General features: G+C 59.0%; 25 protein-coding genes. 11 read left to right on the top strand and 14 right to left on the bottom strand.

Annotation, left to right across the window (positions count from 1 at the left end):
* Positions 1-81: 81 nt before the first annotated feature.
* The 8 genes from hisG to KRR23_RS10335 all read right to left on the bottom strand — a co-directional run bounded on the left by hisG (position 82) and on the right by KRR23_RS10335 (position 5544).
* Positions 82-717: an ATP phosphoribosyltransferase gene (gene hisG, locus KRR23_RS10370; protein ID WP_007941260.1), complete on the bottom strand. Its 636-nt coding sequence runs from the start codon at positions 715-717 to the stop codon at positions 82-84.
* A 125-nt stretch (positions 718-842) separates the two neighbouring features.
* Complete coding sequence (murA, locus tag KRR23_RS10365) at positions 843-2108, bottom strand: UDP-N-acetylglucosamine 1-carboxyvinyltransferase (RefSeq protein WP_123424287.1); 1266 nt, start codon at positions 2106-2108, stop codon at positions 843-845.
* Positions 2109-2130: 22 nt separating this feature from the next.
* Positions 2131-2382 (bottom strand): BolA family protein, encoded by a 252-nt coding sequence (locus KRR23_RS10360; RefSeq protein ID WP_019691904.1) that lies wholly within the window; start codon positions 2380-2382, stop codon positions 2131-2133.
* A gap of 114 nt (positions 2383-2496) precedes the next feature.
* A complete protein-coding gene (locus KRR23_RS10355; RefSeq protein WP_216742417.1) occupies positions 2497-2802 on the bottom strand; it encodes a lipid asymmetry maintenance protein MlaB in 306 nt (101 codons plus the stop codon).
* Positions 2799-3458 (bottom strand): phospholipid-binding protein MlaC, encoded by a 660-nt coding sequence (locus KRR23_RS10350; protein ID WP_054593986.1) that lies wholly within the window; start codon positions 3456-3458, stop codon positions 2799-2801. Before KRR23_RS10350 ends, KRR23_RS10355 begins: the two co-directional genes overlap by 4 nt.
* 12 nt (positions 3459-3470) lie before the next feature.
* Complete coding sequence (gene mlaD, locus KRR23_RS10345) at positions 3471-3938, bottom strand: outer membrane lipid asymmetry maintenance protein MlaD (RefSeq protein ID WP_054593987.1); 468 nt, start codon at positions 3936-3938, stop codon at positions 3471-3473.
* Positions 3938-4735 (bottom strand): lipid asymmetry maintenance ABC transporter permease subunit MlaE, encoded by a 798-nt coding sequence (gene mlaE, locus KRR23_RS10340; RefSeq protein WP_216742416.1) that lies wholly within the window; start codon positions 4733-4735, stop codon positions 3938-3940. Before mlaE ends, mlaD begins: the two co-directional genes overlap by 1 nt.
* Complete coding sequence (locus KRR23_RS10335; protein WP_054593989.1) at positions 4735-5544, bottom strand: ATP-binding cassette domain-containing protein; 810 nt, start codon at positions 5542-5544, stop codon at positions 4735-4737. The genes mlaE and KRR23_RS10335 overlap by 1 nt, the downstream gene beginning before the upstream one ends.
* A 276-nt stretch (positions 5545-5820) precedes the next feature.
* Here KRR23_RS10335 and KRR23_RS10330 point away from each other — a divergent pair, with 276 nt between their 5' ends.
* The 10 genes from KRR23_RS10330 (at position 5821) to KRR23_RS10285 (ending at position 12880) form a co-directional block, all read left to right on the top strand.
* Positions 5821-6795 (top strand): KpsF/GutQ family sugar-phosphate isomerase, encoded by a 975-nt coding sequence (locus KRR23_RS10330; RefSeq protein ID WP_216742415.1) that lies wholly within the window; start codon positions 5821-5823, stop codon positions 6793-6795.
* Positions 6795-7319, top strand: a complete 525-nt coding sequence (locus KRR23_RS10325; RefSeq protein ID WP_054593991.1) for an HAD family hydrolase — start codon at positions 6795-6797, stop codon at positions 7317-7319. The genes KRR23_RS10330 and KRR23_RS10325 overlap by 1 nt, the downstream gene beginning before the upstream one ends.
* Before the next feature lie 7 nt (positions 7320-7326).
* The gene (gene lptC, locus KRR23_RS10320; protein WP_216742414.1) at positions 7327-7899 is read left to right on the top strand and encodes an LPS export ABC transporter periplasmic protein LptC; all 573 of its coding nucleotides are present in this window, start codon (positions 7327-7329) and stop codon (positions 7897-7899) included.
* Positions 7886-8431: a lipopolysaccharide transport periplasmic protein LptA gene (gene lptA, locus KRR23_RS10315; RefSeq protein ID WP_216742413.1), complete on the top strand. Its 546-nt coding sequence runs from the start codon at positions 7886-7888 to the stop codon at positions 8429-8431. The genes lptC and lptA overlap by 14 nt, the downstream gene beginning before the upstream one ends.
* Complete coding sequence (gene lptB / locus KRR23_RS10310) at positions 8431-9156, top strand: LPS export ABC transporter ATP-binding protein (RefSeq protein WP_123424278.1); 726 nt, start codon at positions 8431-8433, stop codon at positions 9154-9156. The genes lptA and lptB overlap by 1 nt, the downstream gene beginning before the upstream one ends.
* 181 nt (positions 9157-9337) lie before the next feature.
* Positions 9338-10831 (top strand): RNA polymerase factor sigma-54, encoded by a 1494-nt coding sequence (locus KRR23_RS10305; RefSeq protein WP_071551805.1) that lies wholly within the window; start codon positions 9338-9340, stop codon positions 10829-10831.
* 109 nt (positions 10832-10940) lie between these two features.
* Positions 10941-11249: a ribosome-associated translation inhibitor RaiA gene (gene raiA / locus KRR23_RS10300; RefSeq protein ID WP_123424276.1), complete on the top strand. Its 309-nt coding sequence runs from the start codon at positions 10941-10943 to the stop codon at positions 11247-11249.
* Positions 11250-11261: 12 nt separating this feature from the next.
* Positions 11262-11726, top strand: coding sequence for a PTS IIA-like nitrogen regulatory protein PtsN (ptsN, locus tag KRR23_RS10295; protein WP_216742412.1), 465 nt, complete (start codon positions 11262-11264; stop codon positions 11724-11726).
* Between the two features lie 2 nt (positions 11727-11728).
* Positions 11729-12586 (top strand): RNase adapter RapZ, encoded by an 858-nt coding sequence (gene rapZ, locus KRR23_RS10290; RefSeq protein ID WP_054593996.1) that lies wholly within the window; start codon positions 11729-11731, stop codon positions 12584-12586.
* A 15-nt stretch (positions 12587-12601) separates the two neighbouring features.
* Entirely contained in the window at positions 12602-12880 is a 279-nt protein-coding gene (locus tag KRR23_RS10285; RefSeq protein ID WP_216742411.1) for an HPr family phosphocarrier protein, read from the top strand.
* Between the two features lie 232 nt (positions 12881-13112).
* On the opposite strand, the gene pmbA is transcribed toward KRR23_RS10285, so the two are convergent.
* Entirely contained in the window at positions 13113-14459 is a 1347-nt protein-coding gene (gene pmbA, locus KRR23_RS10280; RefSeq protein ID WP_216742410.1) for a metalloprotease PmbA, read from the bottom strand.
* A 108-nt stretch (positions 14460-14567) separates the two neighbouring features.
* Here pmbA and yjgA point away from each other — a divergent pair, with 108 nt between their 5' ends.
* Positions 14568-15092 carry a ribosome biogenesis factor YjgA gene (yjgA, locus tag KRR23_RS10275; RefSeq protein WP_216742409.1) on the top strand — a complete coding sequence of 175 codons (525 nt, stop codon included), beginning with the start codon at positions 14568-14570 and terminating at the stop codon, positions 15090-15092.
* Between the two features lie 48 nt (positions 15093-15140).
* On the opposite strand, the gene tldD is transcribed toward yjgA, so the two are convergent.
* The 5 genes from tldD to KRR23_RS10250 form a co-directional block, all read right to left on the bottom strand.
* Complete coding sequence (tldD, locus tag KRR23_RS10270) at positions 15141-16583, bottom strand: metalloprotease TldD (RefSeq protein ID WP_216742408.1); 1443 nt, start codon at positions 16581-16583, stop codon at positions 15141-15143.
* 4 nt (positions 16584-16587) lie between these two features.
* A complete protein-coding gene (locus KRR23_RS10265) occupies positions 16588-17448 on the bottom strand; it encodes a carbon-nitrogen hydrolase family protein (protein ID WP_216742407.1) in 861 nt (286 codons plus the stop codon).
* A 69-nt stretch (positions 17449-17517) separates the two neighbouring features.
* Positions 17518-21321: a YhdP family protein gene (locus tag KRR23_RS10260; protein ID WP_216742406.1), complete on the bottom strand. Its 3804-nt coding sequence runs from the start codon at positions 21319-21321 to the stop codon at positions 17518-17520.
* Positions 21322-21390: 69 nt separating this feature from the next.
* A complete protein-coding gene (gene rng, locus KRR23_RS10255; protein ID WP_054594003.1) occupies positions 21391-22848 on the bottom strand; it encodes a ribonuclease G in 1458 nt (485 codons plus the stop codon).
* A 45-nt stretch (positions 22849-22893) separates the two neighbouring features.
* Positions 22894-23511, bottom strand: a complete 618-nt coding sequence (locus tag KRR23_RS10250; protein WP_216742405.1) for a nucleoside triphosphate pyrophosphatase — start codon at positions 23509-23511, stop codon at positions 22894-22896.
* Positions 23512-23527: the final 16 nt, after the last annotated feature.

Raw genomic sequence — 23527 nt, 5'->3', positions numbered from 1 at the left:
TAGCACTCCATCCGCTTGGGCACCTGAGAATTCTGGCTATGAGGCGGATAGACGGGCGCGACGGAGCGTCGCGCAGGTGAATCAGCCGCGGTGTCGAGACTCCACTGCCTTGCGCAGGGTGTCGATCAACGCCTGGATACGGGCGTGCTGCATTTTCATCGAAGCTTTGTTGACGATCAGCCGGGAGCTGATGGCAGCAATGAAATCCTGTGGCTCCAGGCCGTTGGCCCGCAGCGTGTTGCCGGTATCGACCACGTCGATGATCTTGTCCGCCAGACCGATCAGCGGTGCCAGCTCCATCGAGCCATATAGCTTGATGATGTCGACCTGACGACCCTGCTCGGCGTAATAACGCTTGGCGACGTTAACGAACTTGGTAGCGATGCGCAGACGGCCCTTGGGCTCGACCGCGCCGACTTTGCCCGCGGTCATCAGCTTGCACTGGGCAATTTGCAGGTCCAGTGGCTCGTACAGGCCCTGGCCGCCGTATTCCATCAGCACATCTTTACCGGCGACGCCCAGGTCAGCAGCACCATGCTCGACGTAGGTCGGCACATCGGTGGCGCGCACGATCAGCAAGCGCACGTCGGCCTGGGTCGTGGGGATGATCAGCTTGCGGCTCTTGTCCGGATTCTCGGTCGGCACGATGCCCGCTTCAGCCAGAAGCGGCAGGGTGTCGTCAAGGATGCGGCCCTTGGACAGTGCGATGGTCAACATGGGAAACGTCAGTCCTTATCAAGGTACTCATGCCCGGTCGCAAATGGCGCCGGACACACATCGAGCCGTAACGGGCTCGATCTTAACAAATCAACGGGCACGTCCCTGCGCCCATGAAGCAGAAACTAGCCCGGTACGCGGCGGATTTTCGCGCCGAGCATCTGCAGTTTCTCTTCGATGCACTCGTAACCACGGTCGATGTGGTAGATGCGATCGATCAGCGTGTCGCCTTCGGCGATCAGCGCCGAAATCACCAGGCTGGCCGAAGCCCGCAGGTCGGTGGCCATGACTGGCGCGCCCTTGAGCTTTTCGATGCCGGTGACGATCGCGGTATTACCTTCGACCTGGATGTGAGCGCCCATGCGGTGCAGCTCGTAGACGTGCATGAAGCGGTTTTCGAAGATCGTCTCGATCACAGCGCCCGTGCCTTCGGCAATCGCGTTGAGGGAGATGAACTGCGCTTGCATGTCGGTCGGGAACGCCGGGTACGGAGCGGTACGCACGTTGACGGCTTTCGGCCGCTTGCCGTGCATGTTCAGCTCGATCCAGTCTTCGCCGGTAGTGATTTCGGCACCCGCTTCCTTGAGTTTTTCCAGAACGGCTTCAAGGATGGTCGGATCGGTGTCCTTGACCTTCACGCGGCCGCCAGTCACGGCAGCAGCCACCAGGTAAGTACCGGTTTCGATACGGTCCGGCATCACTTTGTAAGTGGTGGTGTGCAGACGTTCGACGCCGTCGATGGTGATGGTGTCGGTGCCAGCACCGGAAACCTTCGCGCCCATGGCGTTCAGGAAGTTCGCCAGGTCGACGACTTCAGGCTCGCGAGCGGCGTTAGCCAGAACGCTGCGGCCCTTGGCCAGAGCGGCTGCCATCATGATGTTCTCGGTACCGGTCACACTGACGGTATCGAAGAAGAAGTGTGCACCGCGCAGGCCGCCTTCTGGCGCCTTCGCCTTGATATAACCGCCTTCCACGTCAATGGTTGCGCCCATGGCTTCAAGGCCACGGATGTGCAGGTCGACCGGACGCGAACCGATGGCGCAACCGCCAGGCAGTGCGACTTCAGCTTCACCGAAACGCGCGACCATCGGGCCCAGAACCAGAATCGACGCACGCATGGTTTTAACCAGTTCGTACGGAGCGATCAGGGTCTTGATGGTCCGCGGGTCGATTTCGACGCTGAGTTTTTCGTCGATCACCGGCTCAATGCCCATGCGACCGAACAGCTCGATCATGGTGGTGATGTCGTGCAGGTGCGGCAGGTTGGCGACGGTAACCGGGCCATCGCACAGCAGCGTTGCAGCCAGAATCGGCAGGGCAGAGTTCTTTGCCCCGGAAATGCGGATTTCGCCATCAAGACGAACACCGCCGGTAATAATCAGTTTATCCATAAGAATCTCGACGCCCTTGGGCTCAGGTGCGCTCGGCCCAGGCCGCGCTGCTGAAAAATTTCATAGTGACCGCATGGATGCTGCCATCGGTGATCCATGGGTTCAAATGGGCATAGATCTGCTGCTGACGCTTGACCGGGCTCAATGCCGCCAGTTCATCGCTAATCACGTTCAGCTGAAAGTTGCAGCCTTCGCCCTCAACTTCTACCTGTACTGATAAAAGAGTCTCGGACAGCTTTCCTTCAAGAAAGCTCTTCACTTCGTTGGCCTGCATGCTCAACCTCAATCGGCGCCCTGTGCGCGCGGGTCGGACATCATACAAAAAAGCCCCGCGCCTGCGAACCCCGCATAGCAGGACTCTGACGGGGGGCTTCTTTATAGATGATAGTTAGGGGTGTGCCAACAGCTCGGTCAATTCGCTGACCTGAGCGATCTCACGCATGTCGTCAGGCAAGGCACGGATGCTCAGCGCCTTGCCCGCCGCTTGCGCGTCACGCATGAAACACAGCAACAACGACAAACCGACGCTGCTGGACTTTTGCACACCCGAGCAATCAACTACCAGGGCTGACGCCGTGCTCGACTTGATCAAGGCCCGGCCCTGCTTGCGCAGGGCCGGCCCGGTACGGTAATCGAGTACGCCGCTGAGCATCAGCTCACCGGCCTCGCCCATGCTGACAGCCGACTCACTCATTGGGCGGGCTTCTTCTGAGTCGTTTCTGCGTCGGTCTTTTCCTTGGCTTTGGCGACTTCACCGGCCCAACCATTGATGGTCGCGTCCAGGTTATTGCCATTGCGTTGCATCGCGTCGCTGAACTGATCACGGAACAGCTTGCCGATGTTGATGCCGTTGATGATCACGTTACGCAGCTTCCACTCGCCATTGATCTTTTCGAGTGTGTAGGACACAGGATAGATCGCGCCATTGCTGCCTTTGACCGTCATGCCAACGCTGGTACGGTCTCCCGATTCATCCTTGGCCGCATCAACGGTAATGCCCTGATTGTTGTACTCAAGCAAAGCATTGCCATAGAACTGGAAGAGCCCGCGCTTGAAGTTATCTTCAAAGGTTTTCATTTGCGCAGGTGTGGCATTGCGCGAGTACTTGACCGTCATGATGCTCTTGGAGATGCCCTCGGCATCCACCACGGGCCCGACGATGGTGTTCAAGGCATCGTAGAAACCGTTCGGATCCTGCTTGTACTTCGCTTTATTGGCCGATAGATCGGCGAGCAACCGATTGGTGGTGTCCTGCACGATATCGTGCGCGGACTGCGCAGCCACGGCGTTACCCATGAACGGCAAGACCGCCAGTAATACCAACAGACCACGTCGCAAGGTTGAGATCATGAAAAAAACTCCTTATTTGGCGTCTTTGCTAACGGTATTGAGCAGGAATTTACCGATCAGGTCTTCGAGCACCAGCGACGACTGCGTGTCATGGATGGTCCCGCCATCCTTGAGCAGGGCCTGTTCCCCGCCCACGCTGATACCGATGTATTTCTCACCCAACAGGCCAGCGGTGAGGATAGATGCAGTGGAGTCGGTCGGCAGATTATCTACCCGCTTTTCCAACTGCATGGTCACTCGTCCGGTGAAGCTGTCGCGATCCAGATCGATTGCCGTGACCTTGCCGATGGTCACACCGGCCATGGTCACTTTTGATCTGACCGTCAAACCGGCGATATTGTCGAAGTACGCATAAAGTTTATAGCTGTCGGTGCTCGAAACAGGGGACAGTCCACTGACCCGCAGGGCAAGCAACACTAAAGCCAGGATGCCAGCCAGCAAGAAAAGGCCGACACCGATTTCCAGGGTGCGGTTTTGCATCAGAAATCTCCAAACATCAAGGCAGTCAAAATAAAGTCCAGGCCGAGGATGGCCAATGAGGCATACACCACGGTTTTGGTGGTGGCACGACTGATCCCTTCCGAAGTGGGCTCACAGTCATAGCCTTGATATACGGCGATCCAGGTCACGACAAAGGCAAAGACAATGCTTTTAATGATGCCATTGAATACGTCACCGTCGAACGTCACGCTGTTTTGCATGTTCGACCAGTAGGAGCCCTCATACACACCCAACCAGTCGACAGCCACCCAGGAACCGCCCCAGATACCGACCACACTGAAAATCATCGCCAGCACTGGAAGGGAAATGAAGCCGGCCCACAGACGAGGGGCAATGATGTACTTGAGCGGGTCGACGCCAATCATTTCCAGACTGGACAACTGCTCGGTGGACTTCATGTTGCCGATCTCGGCGGTCAACGCAGAACCGGCACGCCCGGCGAACAGCAATGCGGTCACCACCGGCCCCAGTTCACGCAACAGCGTCAGCGCAACCATCTGCCCGACCGCCTGCTCCGAACCGTAGCTGGACAAAATGTTGAAGCCCTGCAGCGCCAGCACCATGCCGATGAATATCCCGGAGACCACGATGATCACCAGGGACATCACGCCAACCGAGTGCAACTGCTTGACCAGCAAGCCAAATGCGCCACTGACGCCACCACGCCCCAACAGCACGTGAAACAGGAACAGCGATGAACGACCGAGCACCGCGACGCTGTCGATGCCGGTCTGGCCGAATCGACGAACTCTCTCTATTAGTGAAATCTTGCGCATCAGCGCTTCCCCAGAAGATCTGCGCGGTAATCCGTCGCTGGAAAGTGGAACGGTACCGGCCCGTCTGGATCACCCTTCATGAATTGGTGAATCCGCGGATTATCGGAATTCATCAGTTCATCGGGAGTCCCCTGCCCCAACACCTGCCCATCGCCTACAACATACAGGTAGTCGGCAATACTCGCGGTTTCGGCCAGATCATGGGAAACCACGATGCTGGTGATGCCCAAGGCGTCGTTAAGCAGACGGATCAGGCGCACCAGAACGCCCATGGCGATTGGGTCCTGCCCGACAAAAGGCTCGTCGTACATCAGAATTTGCGGATCGAGAGCAATGGCCCGTGCCAGCGCGACACGGCGCTTCATGCCGCCGGACAACTCATCGGGCATCAGGTCGATAGCACCGCGCAACCCCACCGCCTGCAATTTGAGCAGGACGATGTCACGGATCATTTCATCCGGAAGTTTGGTGTGAACACGCAGCGGAAAGGCGATGTTTTCGAAAACATCGAGGTCCGTGAACAGCGCGCCGCTCTGAAACAGCACGCCCATATGCTTGCGCGCATCGAACAGGTCGCTACGAGACAGCGTGGGCAAATTTTGCCCGTTGACCCACACTTCGCCACTTGAAGGGCGCAACTGTGCGCCCATCAGGCGCAGCAATGTGGTTTTTCCGCAACCGGAAGGTCCCATGATGCCGGTGACCTTACCGCGCGGAATGCGAATATCGACATTATTGAAAATGCTGCGCGCGCCGCGCTTGAAGGACACTCCCTTCAGCTCGACCGCGTAGGCGTTATCGGCACTCATCTAAACTCCTTGCGATGCAAGCCTCTCACTCGGACGCCGGGCTCCCTGCCGAGAGCACACAACATCCTGGGCAGGCCGAACTGGCGACGAACTATATCACCGCTAATGCAAAGCGCCCAAGGCCGAAGCCCGCGGCGTTCAGCATCAAGACAGGCAAATAGACACAAGTTTCAGCATTTGCGGGGGGCGCCTGAATAAAGCACGACGAACTAACGTGAGGGATTTGCTCATTACCGCTATAATCGCCGCCTTTTCTCAGGCTATACGATTTCTGACATGAGCCAATCCAGCGACCTGATTCAATCAGCACAACGCACCATCCGCCTCGAGCTTGAAGCCGTAGAAGGCTTGCTGGCCCACATCGACGCAGATTTCGTACGCGCTTGCGAGATGATTCTGGCCAGCAAAGGCCGCGTGGTCGTGGTCGGCATGGGCAAATCCGGGCACATCGGTAACAAGATTGCCGCCACCCTCGCCAGCACCGGCACCACGGCTTTTTTCGTACACCCGGCCGAAGCCAGTCACGGCGACATGGGCATGATCACTCGCGATGACATCATCCTCGCACTGTCGAACTCCGGCTCCACCAACGAAATCGTCACGTTGCTGCCGCTGATCAAGCGTCTGGGCATCAAGCTGATCAGCCTGACCGGCAATCCTGAATCGCCGTTGGCCAAGGCTGCCGAAGTGAACCTCAATGTTCATGTCGAGCACGAAGCGTGCCCGCTGAACCTGGCACCGACCTCCTCCACCACGGCGGCGCTGGTCATGGGTGATGCACTGGCCGTTGCCTTGCTGGAAGCCCGCGGCTTCACTGCCGAAGATTTCGCGTTCTCACACCCGGGCGGCGCTTTGGGTCGCCGGTTGTTGCTGAAAGTCGAAAACGTCATGCACGCGGGCCATGAGCTGCCGCAAGTCGTGCGCGGCACACTGCTCAAAGACGCGTTGATGGAAATGACCCGCAAGGGCCTGGGCATGACCGTGGTACTGGAAGCTGACGGCAAACTCGCCGGCATTTTCACGGACGGCGACCTGCGCCGCACTCTGGACCGGACCATCGACATCCATCAAGCCACCATTGACGACGTCATGACGCCTCATGGCAAGACTGCGCGCGCCGAAATGCTCGCCGCTGAAGCCCTGAAAATCATGGAAGACCACAAAATCAACGCACTGGTGGTGGTCGACAACGAGGACCGTCCGGTGGGCGCCTTGAACATGCACGATTTGCTGCGCGCGGGAGTAATGTAATGAGCACGGACCTGCTGCAACGCGGCAAAAACATCAAGCTCGCGGTCTTCGACGTCGATGGCGTGCTGACCGACGGCCGCCTGTACTTTCTCGAAGACGGCAGCGAATTCAAGACCTTCAACACTCTCGACGGCCAGGGCATCAAAATGCTGATGGCCTCCGGCGTGACGACCGCCATCATCAGCGGACGCAAGACCCCGGTGGTCGAGCGACGCGCCAAAAACCTTGGTATTCCTCACTTGTATCAGGGCCGCGAGGACAAACTGGTAGTGCTCGACGAGCTTCTGGCGCAACTGGGCCTAAGCTATGAACAGGTTGCCTACCTGGGCGACGACCTGCCGGATCTGCCGGTGATTCGCCGTGTTGGCCTGGGCATGGCAGTGGCCAACGCGGCCAGCTTCGTCCGCGAAAACGCTCACGGCATCACTCAGGCCCGTGGCGGCGAAGGTGCCGCTCGCGAGTTCTGTGAGCTGATCCTGCGTGCCCAGGGCAACCTTGAAGCGGCTAATGCCGCGTACCTGTGAGCCACTTATGCTGAGCAAGAAAATTCGCAACATAGTGTTTTTCGGGGTCATTGCCGCGTTGCTCGCGGCCGTTGGCTACTGGAACATCAGCCCGGAACGTTTTCTCGACAAGCCGGTAGCGCACGTCGACGAGAGCCAGATCGACTACTACGCCATCAACGCCCACAGCGTGCAGTACCTGCCCGATGGTAAATTGCAGTATGACCTGACCTCCGACAAGGTCGAGCACGTCAAAGCGACCGACATCACCCTGCTGACCAACCCCGACCTGAACATGTATCGGGGCACCGCGTACCCCTGGCACGTCCAGAGCGAGCGTGGCGAGGTCAATTCAGGCGGCACTGAAGTTGAATTGATCGACTCGGTACGTATCGCACGCACGGACGAGCAGAACCGCCCGATGCTGATTACCAGTAGTCGTATGACTGTATTCCCGCAACAGCAATATGCGCAGACCGAGCAAGCCGTTAGAATCGACGGCGCTGGTGGTGTATCGACTGGTAACGGAATGAAAGCGTATTTGAAAGAAAGCAGGATACACCTGCTATCGAACGTAAGAGGACAGTATGAGGCTCGTTAAAACTCTCCCTATTTTGCTCAGTCTGGGCGCAGCACTGGGAAGCGTGAGCGCCTGGGCTCTGCCGAACGATAGCCAGCAACCCATTCGCATTCAGGCTGACGACGCTCAGCTGGACGACAAGAATGGCGTGGCCACCTACAAAGGTGACGTGGTCATTACCCAGGGCTCGATGATCATCAAAGGCAACACCGTGACCATCACCCGCACCAAGGCCGGCGACATCGATGTCGTGACCTCGGTGGGCAACCTGGCGTATTTCGAGCAACTGCAGAAGGTTGGCGATCCGCAGCCGGTCAAGGGCTATGGGGTGACTATCCAGTACCATGCCGCGCAAAACCGCATCGTACTGATTGACCGCGCCAAAGTGATCAACGAAGGCAACACCACCGAAGGCGAGAAAATCGTCTACGACACCGTCAAGCAGGTTGCTAATGCAGGCCGTGCCACCGGTGCCTCGGTTACTGCGCCGCGCCCACGGGTCGATATGGTTATCCAGCCGAAAAAGAAAACCGACGAGCAGAAGGCCCAGTAATGGCAACTCTGAAAGCTCAGCATCTGGCCAAGAGCTACAAGAGCCGCCAGGTCGTGCGTGACGTCAGCCTGTCGATCGACAGCGGCCAGATCGTCGGCCTGCTTGGCCCTAACGGCGCCGGCAAGACCACCTGCTTCTACATGATCGTAGGCCTGGTCCAGGCCGATCAGGGGCGCGTACTGATCGACGACCTGGACGTCAGCCACCAGCCAATGCACGGTCGTGCACAAGCGGGTATCGGCTATCTGCCGCAAGAAGCGTCGATCTTCCGCAAACTCTCGGTCGCCGACAACATCATGGCCATCCTCGAGACCCGCAAGGAACTCGACAAGGCCGGTCGTCGTAAAGAGCTGGAAAGCCTGTTGCAGGAATTCCACATCAATCACATCCGCGACAACCTCGGCATGAGCCTTTCCGGTGGCGAACGTCGCCGTGTGGAAATCGCTCGCGCCCTGGCCACGGCACCGAAATTCATCCTGCTCGACGAACCTTTCGCCGGCGTGGACCCGATTTCGGTGGGCGACATCAAGCAGATCATTCATCACCTCAAGGCCAAGGGTATCGGCGTGCTGATCACGGACCACAACGTTCGTGAAACCCTGGACATCTGCGAAACCGCCTACATCGTCAACGACGGTCAACTGATCGCCGAAGGCGACGCCGAAACCATCCTGGCCAACGACCTGGTCAAGGAAGTGTATCTGGGCCATGAGTTCCGCCTGTAAGCACTGAGGTGTCTGGTCAGTCGCCGGAGCGCTTGCCCCAATAAAACTATACGTATTTATTGTTACAGCGCTCTAGGCAAACACTTCAGTTTCAGGCATATAATTTGCTTATGTTTGGCGCTCCGGCGCCCTGTAGTGGATGGCGCATGTGCGCCGGCGAATAAGGTGTTAAGCCCCTGCCATGAAACCATCGCTAGTCTTGAGAATGGGCCAGCAGCTGACGATGACACCGCAGCTGCAACAGGCCATCCGCCTGCTCCAATTGTCGACCCTGGACCTGCAACAGGAAATCCAGGAGGCACTGGAGTCCAATCCAATGCTCGAACGCCAGGAAGAAGGCGACGACTTCGATAACGCCGACCCGATGGCGGACAACATCGAGCAGAAACCCAACACCGACATCCAGGAACCCTCCTACCAGGAAACCGCCCCTACGGTGGATAACCTCGAGGAAGGCGACTGGAACGAGCGCATTCCTAACGAACTGCCGGTCGACACCGCCTGGGAAGACGTTTACCAGACCAGCGCCAGCAGCCTGCCGAGCAACGATGACGACGAATGGGATTTCACCACTCGCACTTCCGCCGGCGAAAGCCTGCAGAGCCATCTGCTCTGGCAATTGAACCTGGCGCCGATGTCCGACACCGATCGGCTGATCGCGGTAACCCTGATCGACTGCATCAACAATCAGGGCTATCTGGACGAAACCCTCGAGGAAATCCTCGAAGCCTTCGATCCGGAACTGGACATCGAGCTCGACGAAATCGAAGCCGTCCTGCATCGCATCCAGCAATTCGAGCCGGCCGGTATCGGCGCACGCAACCTCAGCGAATGCCTGCTCCTGCAACTGCGTCAATTGTCCGCCAAGACCCCTTGGCTGGCCGAGGCCAAGCGCCTCGTCATCGATTACATCGACCTGCTGGGCAGCCGCGACTACAGCCAACTGATGCGCCGCATGAAGCTCAAGGAAGATGAGCTACGCCAGGTCATCGAACTGGTGCAAAGCCTGAATCCGCGTCCGGGCTCGCAAATCGAGTCCAGCGAAGCCGAGTACGTCGTTCCCGACGTCATCGTGCGCAAAGACAACGAGCGCTGGCTGGTGGAGTTGAACCAGGAGTCGGTTCCGCGTCTGCGCGTCAACCCGCAATACGCCGGCTTCGTCCGTCGCGCCGACACCAGCGCTGACAACACCTTCATGCGCAATCAGTTGCAGGAAGCGCGCTGGTTCATCAAGAGCCTGCAAAGCCGCAACGAAACCCTGATGAAAGTCGCTACCCAGATCGTCGAGCACCAGCGCGGCTTCCTTGAGTACGGCGATGAGGCCATGAAGCCTTTGGTCCTGCATGACATCGCTGAAGCGGTCGGCATGCACGAGTCGACGATTTCACGGGTGACCACGCAAAAATTCATGCATACCCCACGCGGTATTTATGAACTGAAATACTTTTTCTCCAGCCATGTCAGCACCTCTGAAGGCGGCGAATGCTCGTCCACAGCGATCCGCGCGATCATCAAAAAACTGGTTGCAGCGGAAAATCAGAAAAAGCCGTTGAGTGACAGCAAGATCGCTGGTTTACTGGAGGCACAAGGCATTCAGGTGGCCCGCCGCACCGTCGCCAAGTACCGCGAATCCCTGGGGATCGCGCCTTCGAGCGAACGCAAGCGGTTGATGTGACGGGCTACGCCATAGCGTTCCAGGGTGTGTTCGAAAACTTTTCGGACACGCTCTAGTGGCAGGCAAACCAGCCTGCCGCCTTATGCACTGGCAACGAAGGAGAAGCTGTATGCAAGTCAACATCAGTGGACACCAACTGGAAGTGACCGAACCCCTGCGCATCTACATCGGCGAAAAACTCGAACGATTAGAACGGCATTTCGACAAGATCACCAATGTGCAAGTCACGTTGACCGTCGAGAAGCTGCTGCAGAAAATCGAAGCCACGCTGCATATCCCCGGTGGGGAAGTGGTCGCCAACGCTGAGCATAACGACATGTATGCCGCGATCGACGCCCTGACCGACAAACTGGATCGCCAACTCAAAAAGCATAAGGAAAAGACCCAGGGCCAGCTCCAAGGCGCAACCGGTCGTTAATACTCCCAACCCATGATCCGACTTGAAAACATCCTGACCCCCGGCCGTTCTTTGGTGAACGTGCCGGGCGGCAGTAAAAAACGCGCCCTTGAACAAATTGCCAACCTGATCGCCCGCGAAGTGCCGGATCTGGAGATGCAAGATGTCTTCGAGAGCCTGATTGCCCGCGAGAAACTCGGTTCGACCGGTTTTGGCAACGGCATCGCCATCCCCCACTGCCGCCTCAAAGGTTGCGAGTCGCCCATCAGTGCCTTGATGCACCTGGACGCCCCTATAGATTTCGACGCCATCGACGGCGCTCCGGTCGACCTGCTATTCGTTCTGCTGGTCCCGCAAGCCGCTACCGATGCGCACCTGGAACTGCTGCGCCAGATCGCCAGCATGCTCGATCGTAAAGAAGTCCGTGATCGCCTGCGCAGCGCAAAAAGTAATGAAGCCTTGTATCAGGTTGTCCTCGACGAGCAGAACGGTCACTAATCATGCGCTTGATCATCGTCAGCGGCCGTTCTGGCTCAGGTAAAAGTACCGCCCTCGATGTACTGGAGGACAACGGTTACTACTGCATCGACAACCTGCCTGCCGGCCTGTTACCGGAACTGGCCGAGCGCGCACTGATTCACACCGAACTGGCGCAACCGCTGGTTGCGGTTTCCATCGATGCGCGCAACCTGCCGAGCCACCTGTCACGCTTCCCGGAACTCCTGGAGGAAGTGCGCAGCCGGCACATTCAATGCGATGTGCTGTACCTGGACGCCGACGAAGAAACCTTGCTCAAGCGTTTCTCGGAAACCCGTCGCCGCCACCCGCTGAGCAGCGCCAACCGCTCGCTGGCCGAAGCCATCGATGACGAAACCAATCTGCTGGGGCCGATTGCCGACCTGGCGGACCTCAAGGTCAACACCACCAATCTGAACCTGTATCAGCTGCGCGATACCATCAAGTTGCGCCTCTTGAACCAGCCAGAGCCGGGCACTGCGTTTCTGGTGGAATCCTTCGGCTTCAAGCGGGGCATGCCGGTGGATGCCGATCTGGTGTTCGACGTACGTTGCTTGCCGAACCCATACTGGAAGCCGGAACTGCGTGGTCAGTCCGGGCTGGACCAGCCGGTTGCCGAGTACCTGGCAGCTCAACCGGATGTCGAAGAGATGTTCCAGGACATCTCCACTTACCTGCTCAAATGGCTACCGCGCTTTGCCGCCAGCAACCGCGCTTACGTCACCATCGCCATTGGCTGCACCGGCGGGCATCATCGCTCCGTCTACCTGACCGAACGCCTGGGTCAGGTCCTGCAACAATCCCTGAAGAACGTCCAGGTTCGCCACCGCGACCTTAGCTAAAGGATTCACACCGCGATGCCCGCTCTGGAAATAGAAATCATCAACAAACTGGGCCTGCATGCCCGCGCTTCCGCCAAGTTCGTGGGCAAAGCCGCGGAGTTTCCCTGCGAGATCAGAGTGGGCCGCACCCCCGACCAGAACAAGATGGTCGATGGCAAGAGCATCATGTCCATGATGATGCTGGCCGCCGGCAAGGGAACGACGATCCACCTCCACGCAGAAGGTGATCAAGCTCAGGATGCGCTGGATGCGTTGAAGGCGCTGATCAACAACTATTTCGGCGAAGGCGAGTAAGCGCAGAACCTTCTGGCGAAGGGGCTTGTGTGGCGAGGGGGCTTGCCCCCCGCTCGATCGCGAAGCGGTCGTAATCCGGCAATCGCGTTCCATCTGAATACTCGCGATGGCTGATTTTAGGGTCGCTTCGCAACCCAGCGGGAGCAAGCTCCCTCGCCACAGGATTTGCGTTGGGCAATAAAAAAGCGCGCCACCCAACGGGTGGCGCGCTTTTTTGCATAACGGTAAGGGTTTAGCTACCTGCTACCGTCATCCGCTCGATCAACACAGAACCGGTGCGAATGTTGCTGCGCAGTTCCAGGTCATTACCCACGGCAATGATCTGCTTGAACATGTCGCGCATGTTGCCGGCAATAGTCACTTCCTGGACCGCAAACTGGATTTCACCGTTCTCGACCCAGAAACCCGCCGCGCCGCGAGAGTAGTCACCGGTGACCATGTTCAAACCCTGCCCCATCAATTCGGTCACCAGCAAGCCACGCCCCATGCGCCGTAGCAACGCCGCCTGGTCCTCATCACCGTGGGTAACGAACAGATTGTGCACGCCACCGGCGTTGGCGGTGCTTGGCATGCCAAGTTTGCGTCCGGAATACGTACCGAGCACATAAGACACCAACTCACCCTTCTCGACGAACGGTTTAGCGTACGTCGCCAGACCATCACCATCGAATGCCGAACTGCCCAAGGCGCGCATCAGATGCGGACGCTCATCGATAGTCAGCCATTCAGGGAACAGTTTCTGGCCCAGTGCACCTTCGAGGAACGACGACTTGCGGTACAGATTGCCACCCGAAATTGCGCCGAGGAAACTGCCGAACAAACCGCCCGCCAGTTCCGCGGAAAACAGCACCGGCACTTCGCAGGTCGGTACCGGACGCGCGCCCAAGCGGCTGGCTGCACGTTGCGCCGCACGTTGACCGATGCTCACCGGATCGGCCAGCAGATTGCCCTGGCGATTAACGTCATACCAGTAATCGCGCTGCATCTGACCGTCAGCTTCGGCGATCATCACGCAGCTCAGGCTGTGACGCGTCGACGCATAACCACCGACAAAACCATGGCTGTTGCCATAGACGCGGCAGCCCTGGTGAGTGCTCAAGGTGGTGCCATCGGCGTTCTTGATCCGGCTGTCGGTGGCGAATGCCGCCGCTTCACAGGCCAGCGCCCGCTCGATCGCTTGCTCAGGGGTGATGTCCCATTCATGGAACAGGTCGAAGTCCGGCAAGTCCTTGGCCATCAGCGCGGCGTCGGCCAGGCCCGAGTGTTCGTCTTCGGAGGTGTGCTTGGCGATGGCCAAGGCGGCGGCGACGGTTTCGCGAATAGCCTCGGGGCCACTGGCCGAGGTGCTGGCCGAGCCTTTGCGCTGGCCAACATACAAGGTAATGCCAAAACCCTGATCACGGTTGAACTCAACGGTTTCAACTTCCCGCTGACGCACCGTGGTCGACAGGCCTTGCTCCAGAGACACAGCCACTTCGCAGGCGCTGGCGCCCTGACGCCTGGCTTCGGCAATGATCTGCTCGACTTGCTCTTGCAGTGCCGGCAACGCTTGTGGGCCGACGCTTTCAACTGCACTCATGCTGTTCTCCACTCAAATTCTGCTTTCGGTTAAGGTCATCGAGCGACCGGGCCGGACAAGCGGCCCCCGACTGGTTATCATGGCGGCGTTTCTTTGCGGACTGCCACCATGGTTGATTCTTACGACGACTCCCTCGACGGGGGAGAAAAAAGCAAAACCCAGGTCAAACGCGAGCTGCATGCTCTGGTTGACCTTGGCGAGCGCCTTACAACACTCAAGCCTGACTTGCTGGCAAAACTGCCGTTGACCGACGCCTTGCGCCGGGCTCTGGCCGACGCGCCCAAGCACACCGCGAACATCGCGCGTAAACGGCACCTGCAGTTCATCGGCAAGCTGATGCGCGATCAGGACACCAGCGCCATTTTGTCGCTGCTTGACCAACTCGATGCCTCCACTCGCCAATACAACGAACGTTTCCATGGTCTGGAACGCTGGCGCGATCGCTTGATCGCCGGCGACGATGCCGTACTGGAAAAGTTCGTCGTCGACTACCCGGAAGCGGATCGCCAGCAACTGCGCTCCATGATCCGTCAGGCCCAGCACGAGCTCGCCCAAAGCAAGCCTCCTGCCTCCAGCCGAAAAATCTTCAAGTACATCCGTGAGCTGGACGAGACTCAACGCGGTTTGCGTTAGTCTTCGACCGGGGTGTTCGGCCATGCCGCGCACCCCAGGCTCCATCCCTTACGCGCCCGTGCCACCCACGGTAATCGCGTCGATTTTCAAGGTTGGCTGGCCGACACCCACCGGCACCGACTGACCATCCTTGCCGCACGTCCCTACCCCGCTGTCCAGCGCCAGATCGTTACCGACCATCGACACCCGGCTCATGGCTTCCGGACCGTTACCGATCAATGTTGCGCCTTTGACCGGCGCAGTAATCTTGCCGTCCTCGATCAAGTACGCCTCACTGGTGGAGAACACGAACTTGCCGCTGGTGATGTCGACCTGACCACCGCCCAGGTTGGCGCAGTAGATACCCTTCTTCACCGAAGCAATGATTTCTGCCGGATCGCTTTCGCCGCCGAGCATGTACGTGTTGGTCATGCGCGGCATCGGCAGGTGCGCGTAAGATTCGCGGCGACCGTTGCCGGTGCGCGCCAAGCCCATCAGGCGAGCGTTGAGCTTGTCCTGCATATAGCCCTTGAGCACGCCGTTTTCGATCAGTGTGGTGCACTCGGTCGGAGTGCCTTCGTCATCGATACTCAGCGATCCACGGCGACCGGCCAGTGTGCCGTCATCGACGATGGTGCAGAGTTTGGACGCAACCATTTCACCCATGCGGCCGCTGTAGGCCGAACTGCCTTTACGGTTGAAATCGCCTTCCAGGCCGTGGCCAACCGCTTCGTGCAGCAACACGCCGGACCAACCCGAGCCCAGAACCACCGGCAAGGTGCCAGCCGGCGCCGGAATGGCTTCCAGATTGACCAGCGCCTGACGCAATGCCTCACGGGCGTAGCCCATGGCACGGTCTTCAGCGAGGAAATAGCGGTAATCGGTACGCCCGCCGCCGCCATGACCACCGCGTTCGCGGCGACCGTTCTGCTCGACGATCACACTGACATTGAAGCGCACCAGCGGTCGAACATCCGCCGCCAGACCACCGTCGGTGGAGGCCACCAAAATCCGCTCCCAGACACCAGCCATGCTCACGGTGACTTGCTGGATACGCGGATCGAGCGCGCGAGTGGCCACGTCGATACGCTTGAGCAGCTCGACTTTCTCGGCGCGGGTCATCACTTCCAAAGGGTTATCGGGGCCGTACAAACGGGCAACGTCCTGGGTACTGAACGCCTGCACCGTACCGTTTTGCCCGGCACGGGAGATCGAACGAGCGGCACGGGCAGCCAGACCCAGGGCTTCCAGGGTGATCGCATTGCTGTAGGCAAAACCGGTTTTTTCACCCGATTGCGCACGCACGCCGACACCCTGATCCAGGTTGAAGCTGCCTTCCTTGACGATACCGTCTTCAAGCGCCCAGGACTCGGAGATCTGTCCCTGGAAATACAGGTCGGCCGCATCGATGCCCGGGCCGGCCAGGTCACCCAACACGCTTTGCAGGTTCTCGATCGTCACGCCGCCAGGCGCTAACAGATGTTCACTGACTGAGGACAACAACTCGCTCATAGGTTTACGCCTTAATTCCACGTTCTGAGGCAGGTCGCTGTGCGCCCTGCGAGAAAAAGCGCCGGTGACTGGACACCGGCATCCGCGCCCGGATGGACGCCTGTTCGCTGCTATCGCGTTCGGCCAGCAGCACGGCCTCGCCTTGATCCTGTTCCGCCAGCACACGCCCCCACGGGTCAACAATCGCTGCATGGCCAAAGGTTTCACGCGGTCCCGGATGAGTTCCACCCTGAGCAGCGGCCAGCACGTAACACTGGGTTTCGATGGCCCGCGCGCGAATCAACACTTCCCAATGGGCCGCGCCCGTCACCGCCGTAAACGCTGACGGTGCAGTAATCAGTTCTGCCCCGGCGGCGCGCAATTCGCTGTACAGCTCCGGAAAGCGCAAGTCGTAGCAAACCGTCAGGCCAACCCGACCGACCGGCGTATCGGCAACCACCACATTACTGCCATGAGCATAGTCATCGGATTCACGGTAGCGCCCGCGATTGTCCGCCACATCGACATCGAACAAATGCAGCTTGTCGTAGCGCGCCACCGTGTCGCCGTGCTCATCGATCAGTAACGAGCAGGCATTGGACTTCGCCAGCGGTTGATCCACCGGCGGCAACGGCAAGGTGCCGGCCACTATCCATAACTTGAGGTCGCGAGCGGTCTGTTTCAACCAGGGCAGGATCGGGCCTTCGCCCAAGGCTTCGGCGCGACCGATGTCGGCGATGTCGCGACGGCCCATGGCCGCAAAGTTTTCCGGCAACACCGCCAGTCGCGCACCGCCCGCTGCAGCTTGCTCGAGCAGATGCCGAGCCTGGATCAGGTTGGCTGGCACATCGCTCTGGCTGACCATTTGAATCACCGCAAGAGACATGGCGCACTCCGTATCAGGTATGCGGCCATGCTACTCCATAGGACGAACCGTGGCTTTTCAAAAAAGACCTCAAAAAGGTTTGTCGTAAGCGATTTTCGGCTCTTTCCACGGGCCTTTAATGGTGTATTTGACGCTGGCAAAGCGCGCTACGCGATCACCGATCAATTTGTCGATCAGAAACAGTGCACCGCCTACCGCAGGCGCACCGACGATCAGCGCAGCAATCGGCAGGTTGTTGGTCAATGGCAAGGTCACCAACAGATTCGCATCGACCCTGTCACCCACCAGGTCCAGCGTACCGTTGAGTTCCAGGTTGCTCGACGGGCCAGTCATGATGATCGGCTCACGAGTGACGTAAACACCGTTGCTGGCCACCAGCAGGCCCTTGACCCGGTCATAACTCAGGCCTTTACCGAACAGGTCGGAGAAGTCCAGGCGCAAGCGACGGCCGATCGAGTTGAAATTGAGCAGGCCAAACACCCGCAACGCCTGCGCGCCACCTTCGACTTCGACGAACTGACCTTTGCGCAGCGTCGCATCCAGGCTACCGGAGTAACGCTTGGGTCCGACCCAGGCCGGCGAGCCAGGCCAACGGCCGTCGATGTCCATATGGAACTCTTCGCTGGTCACTGTCGGTGCGAACCCCCAGCCCTTGAGCACGTCACCGAGGTTCTTGCCCTCAATGCGTCCCTTGTACCAACTGCTGGTGGATCCCGGCACACCTTCCCAGCCACCTGCGCCCTGCAACTGTATGCCTTTGAGGCCCAGATTCATGCTGTTGAAGGCAATGCCCTTGACGATCGGGCGGACCTTCAGCGACCAGGCACCTACCAGGTCCGGGCCCTGAAACAACTGGTCAATACTGATATCCAGTGCAGGAATTTTCGTTGGGTCGACCGACGCCAGCGGGTCCGGTGCATTCTCGTCGGCCTGCACTTTCGGATCAGGCGCCGGCAAACGCACGTATTGCAGGTTGATCGCAATCGGCGCGGACTTGGCGTCGGGAATCCCGACAGTGCCTTTGGCCTGCTGGCTATCGAGTTGCAATGCCCAGGCTGTCGGCTTGCGATCCAGTTGCAGGCGGGCCTGATCCAGCGTGGTACCAAACCCCGTGAGCTTGTCGACCTTGAAGTCTGCGCCACTGAGCAATTGCTTGGCGTTGCCGCCCGGATCCTGCCCGGCGTACCGATCAATCAGGGCTTTCCACGGTTCGACATCCAGCTCCGACAGCACGCCCCGTATACGCAGGCCTTTATCGCCCGGCAACAGTGCGTTGCCGTTACCCAGGAACAACTCGCCACGGCCATCGGCAAAATTGCCGCTGGGCGCCGCGTAAGTGAAGTCCGCCAGATCACCATAGTCGAGCCAGTAACGCCGTTCCGGCCCTTGCAGGGTCATGCGGAACACCGTGTTGCGGCCTTGCGCGGCGGGCATGCCGAACGGTGCCGGCAAGTCGACGACTACGCCCTTGAGGCTGGAACTGACCATCAATCGGCTATCGGGGCCGTCGAGGTTGAGCTGCAACTGATAAGGGATCGTCCCGGAAACCGGCAACGGCTGAGTGACGTTCAGCCAATCGGTGAGTTTTTTCACCGCCACCTGGCCGCTGGCAGTAACCCGGGTGTTGAACTTGCCGGGGCTGCCATCGGCATAGATCTGTGCACTGATCGGTCGTTCAAAGGCCTGTGCCGTAATGTTCTGGCCACTGAGCCCCTTGGCACTGTCAAAACGGAAATCACCTTTGAGCTGCGTCAGCTCCAGCACAGGATCACTCAACTTCAGACGCGACTTGGCGGTTTTGAAGTCGACCACAATCTTCGGCTCTTCGCCCTTGGCCAAGGGGATATCCAGTTTCAGGCTGCCCTGCAATTCACCCTCGCCCTGCCAACCGGCGAAGGTCGAACCGGTGCCGATCGGTGCGTCCTGAAGAATCTTCAGGCCATCACCCAGACCACCGTCGAAAGTGCCATCGAGGAACAGGTGCGGGTTCTGTCCGGCGGGCGCATGGGGGATGTTGACGTAAATATCGTGAACCTGAGTGTCGAGCAACTGGCCCTTGCTGGCCAGAATGCGCACCCCACTGTCCTCGATGAACACATCGCCGCTGACCTTGCCGACATGCGGCCAACCCGGCTGGAAGGCCAGTTCGGCGTCATGCACTTTGAAAAACAGGCTGATGCTGCGCGCCGCGGCGACCGCATCGTGGTTCAGCGAACCCTGGTACTGGAAGAAACCTTCATCCACCGCGCCTTTGAGAATCGCCGTGCGCAACCATTCATCCAGCGCGGGGCTCAAGACCGCGGGCAGGTACTTGGCGGTGTAGCGTCCATCACCTTCCAGCAGACCGACTCGCAGGTCCATGTAGTCTTCCTGGGTGTGATCGAAATGCAGGCGAATCAGGAAATCGCCGGCAATCTTGCCCTCTTCGCCCAGCACCTTCAGGTACGGCGCAATCAGGGTGAAACCTTGTTGATCGAGTTTCCAGGTCAGCCGGGCATTCGCCTGGATGTACTGCCATGGCTTGGCAAAGATCGGGTCCAGGTGCAGGGAAAAATCCTTGCTGTCCATGCGCAGCTCGCCCTTGCCGAGGTCACCGCTGATGCTCCCGGAAACGTTACGCGCCGCCGGAGCACCGTGATAAGCATCAAACCCGACACGCTCCAGATTGGCGGCAAAACTGAATTTGCTGTCATCGGTCGCCTCGGGCCGGACATCGATCAGCACGTTGCGCAACGCACCGGTGACCTTCAGCCGCTCGACCACCGTGGCAAAGTCCTTGGGCAGTGGCCCCAGGGCATTGAGCAAGGGTGTGATCGGCGTGAGGTCGACGCGATCGGCTTGCAGGTGCCAGAGCTCGGAGGTCGTTTCAGTGGTCGCTGTCTGCTGAAGTTGCAGACGGGTTTCCCAGTGGATGTCCTCCAAGGTCATGGCCAGGGAATCGAACGAAACCTGAAAACCTTCGGTATTGCGCTGGAAATACCCATTGAGCGCCAGATTGTTGATCTGGATCGGCTTGCGCTCGGCGTAGGCACCGTTGAGTTGCGGTGCATTGAGACGAATCGCAGCACGCTGCAGGGCCCCCTTGCTCCAGTTAACCCAAAGCTCGCCACCGGCCTTGATCTCGGAAAAATTCCATTTACCGGTCAGACTTTCAGGCAACCATTTCGACCAATCACTCTGCGGCAAGCTCAAGTAGGCATCGATTTCTGCCTCTTTCCACTGGCTGGCTTGAGTCCGGCTGCTCAGGCTCATGGCCAGCGGCTGGCCGTCAGGCAAAGTCAACCGGGCATCGAGACGCTGCTGGCTGATACCGGTTTTAAGATTCAGGCCGACATAGGTCAGGGTCAGCGGCGCGTGGTCGATCGGCAGCAAGGTGATCTGGCTGTCGAGCACCGACAATTGCTCCACCATCTGCATGCGGTTGAGCAGTTGCTCGGGGTCCAGCGGCTGATTCTCCTGCACCGGCAAGCCTTCGAGCGCCCATTGCCCTTGCGGGTCTTGCTTGAGGCTGATCTTCAGACCGTTGAGTTCCAGGTGTCCGATCCGCACCGCACGCGCCAGCAAGCTGGCCCAGACATTCGGCACCACCCGCACCTGATCCAGGTGCAAGGCATTGGCACCCTCGCCGACCACCACGTCATGCGCCAGCAAAATAGGCGCCATGCCACTCCAGCGGCCTTCCAGGCTGCCGATGTGCAAGGGCATGCCCAGCGCTTCACGAGCCTTGGCTTCGACATCCGCGCGATACTCGGCCACCAGTGGAATGAACTCACGACCGAGACTGCCGTAAAGCGCCGCCAGCACCAGCAATAACGCACAAAGCCCCAGCCCCCAGCGGGTCAATGTGGTCAAAATGCGGATCAGACGATCCATGTCAGTGGGCTCCCATGGCGAAATCGTGCAGCAAGCTGAGGCCGGCCGTTAGTAATGAAACACAGCGGATCAGAGCAGCACCACGTCGTATTGTTCCTGGGAGTACATGGTTTCTACCTGAAAACGAATGGTTCGCCCGATAAAACCTTCAAGTTCCGCGACATTACCCGACTCTTCGTCAAGCAACCGGTCAACCACTTTCTGGTTAGCCAGTACACGATAGCCTTCAGCCTGATAGGCGCGAGCTTCACGCAGGATCTCCCGGAAGATTTCATAACACACGGTTTCCGGGGTCTTGAGCTTGCCACGGCCCTGGCAACTGCTGCACGGTTCGCAGAGCACTTGCTCGAGGCTTTCGCGCGTGCGCTTGCGCGTCATCTGCACCAGGCCCAACTCGGTGATCCCGATGATGTTGGTCTTGGCGTGATCGCGCTCCAGCTGTTTCTCAAGCGTACGCAGCACCTGGCGCTGATGTTCCTCATCTTCCATGTCGATGAAGTCGATGATGATGATCCCGCCCAGATTGCGCAGGCGCAGTTGCCGGGCAATCGCGGTGGCCGCTTCCAGGTTGGTTTTGAAGATGGTTTCTTCAAGATTGCGGTGCCCGACAAAAGCACCCGTGTTTACATCGATGGTGCTCATGGCTTCTGCCGGATCGACCACCAGATAGCCACCGGACTTGAGCGGCACTTTGCGCTCCAGGGCCTTTTGAATTTCATCCTCGACACCATACAGATCGAAAATCGGTCGCTCGCCCGGGTAATGCTCCAGGCGGTCGGCGATCTCCGGCATCAGCTCGGCAACGAACTGCGTGGTTTTCTGGAAGGTTTCCCGCGAGTCGATACGGATTTTCTCAATCTTCGGGCTGACCAGATCGCGCAAGGTACGCAGGGCCAGGCCGAGGTCTTCGTAAATTACGTTCGGCGCACTGACAGTCTTGATCTGCGTGCCAATCTGATCCCAGAGGCGGCGCAGGTAGCGAATGTCCATCAGGATCTCATCGGCACCGGCGCCTTCAGCCGCGGTGCGCAGAATAAAACCACCGGCCTCCTTGATGCCTTCCTTCGCGACACAATCGGTGACCACCTGCTTGAGGCGCTCGCGCTCGGTTTCATCCTCGATTTTCAACGAAATACCGACGTGAGCCGTGCGCGGCATGTACACCAGATAGCGCGAGGGAATCGACAGTTGGGTCGTCAGGCGCGCGCCCTTGGAGCCGATCGGATCCTTGGTGACCTGCACCACCAGGCTCTGGCCTTCATGCACCAGTGCGCTGATGCTTTCCACCGCCGGGCCTTCACGCAGGGAGATTTCCGAGGCGTGGATAAAGGCTGCCCGATCCAGACCGATATCGACGAATGCCGCCTGCATGCCTGGCAGAACGCGAACGACCTTGCCTTTATAAATGTTGCCGACAATCCCGCGACGCTGGGTGCGCTCGACATGAACCTCTTGCAGGACACCGTTTTCGACCACCGCCACGCGCGATTCCATCGGCGTGATGTTGATCAGAATCTCTTCACTCATGGCAGGGTCTCGTTCAGGCATATTCACGATTATGGCCGCATCAAATCAGTACGGCGCTTGGCGCGCGACAAGGTTTTGCCAACAGGGTATGCCGAAATGGCCGAGCAGTTCCGCGGTTTCGCACAGCGGCAGACCAACCACGGCGGAATAACTGCCGTTGAGTGCCGCGACAAACACCGCGCCAAGACCCTGAATGCCATAGCCGCCAGCCTTGTCCTGTGGCTCGCCGCTGGCCCAGTAGGCCGCTGCCTCTTTATGACTGATGAAGCGAAAACGCACCAGACTACGCACCACGCGTGATTCGCAATACTGGCCATCAAGCACGGCGATGGCGGTCAGCACTTCATGTTCACGCCCCGACAGGTTCATCAGCATGCTCAGCCCTTCGGCCTCGTCGAGCGGTTTGCCAAGTATCTGCCCATCGAGCACCACAGCCGTATCGGCACCCAACACACAAACGGGCGCACCCGGCTGGTTGAGCGCCAGCAGCGCACGACCGGCTTCGGCCTTGGCGCGCGCCAGACGCTCGACATAGGCCGCCGGGGACTCGTTAGTCAGAGGGGTTTCATCGATGTCCGCGCTGACGGCGGTGAACGGCACGCCGATCTGCGTGAGCAGTTCACGCCGACGCGGCGAGCCTGAGGCGAGGTATAGCGGATTCATCAAGACATCTCCCTGT

The sequence above is a fragment of the Pseudomonas sp. CVAP#3 genome (assembly GCF_018986375.1).
In the GTDB taxonomy this organism is placed as follows: Bacteria; Pseudomonadota; Gammaproteobacteria; order Pseudomonadales; family Pseudomonadaceae; genus Aquipseudomonas; species Aquipseudomonas helvetica.
The sequence above is the reverse complement of the archived record's forward strand: the minus strand, read 5'-3'. Positions and strand labels throughout refer to the sequence as shown.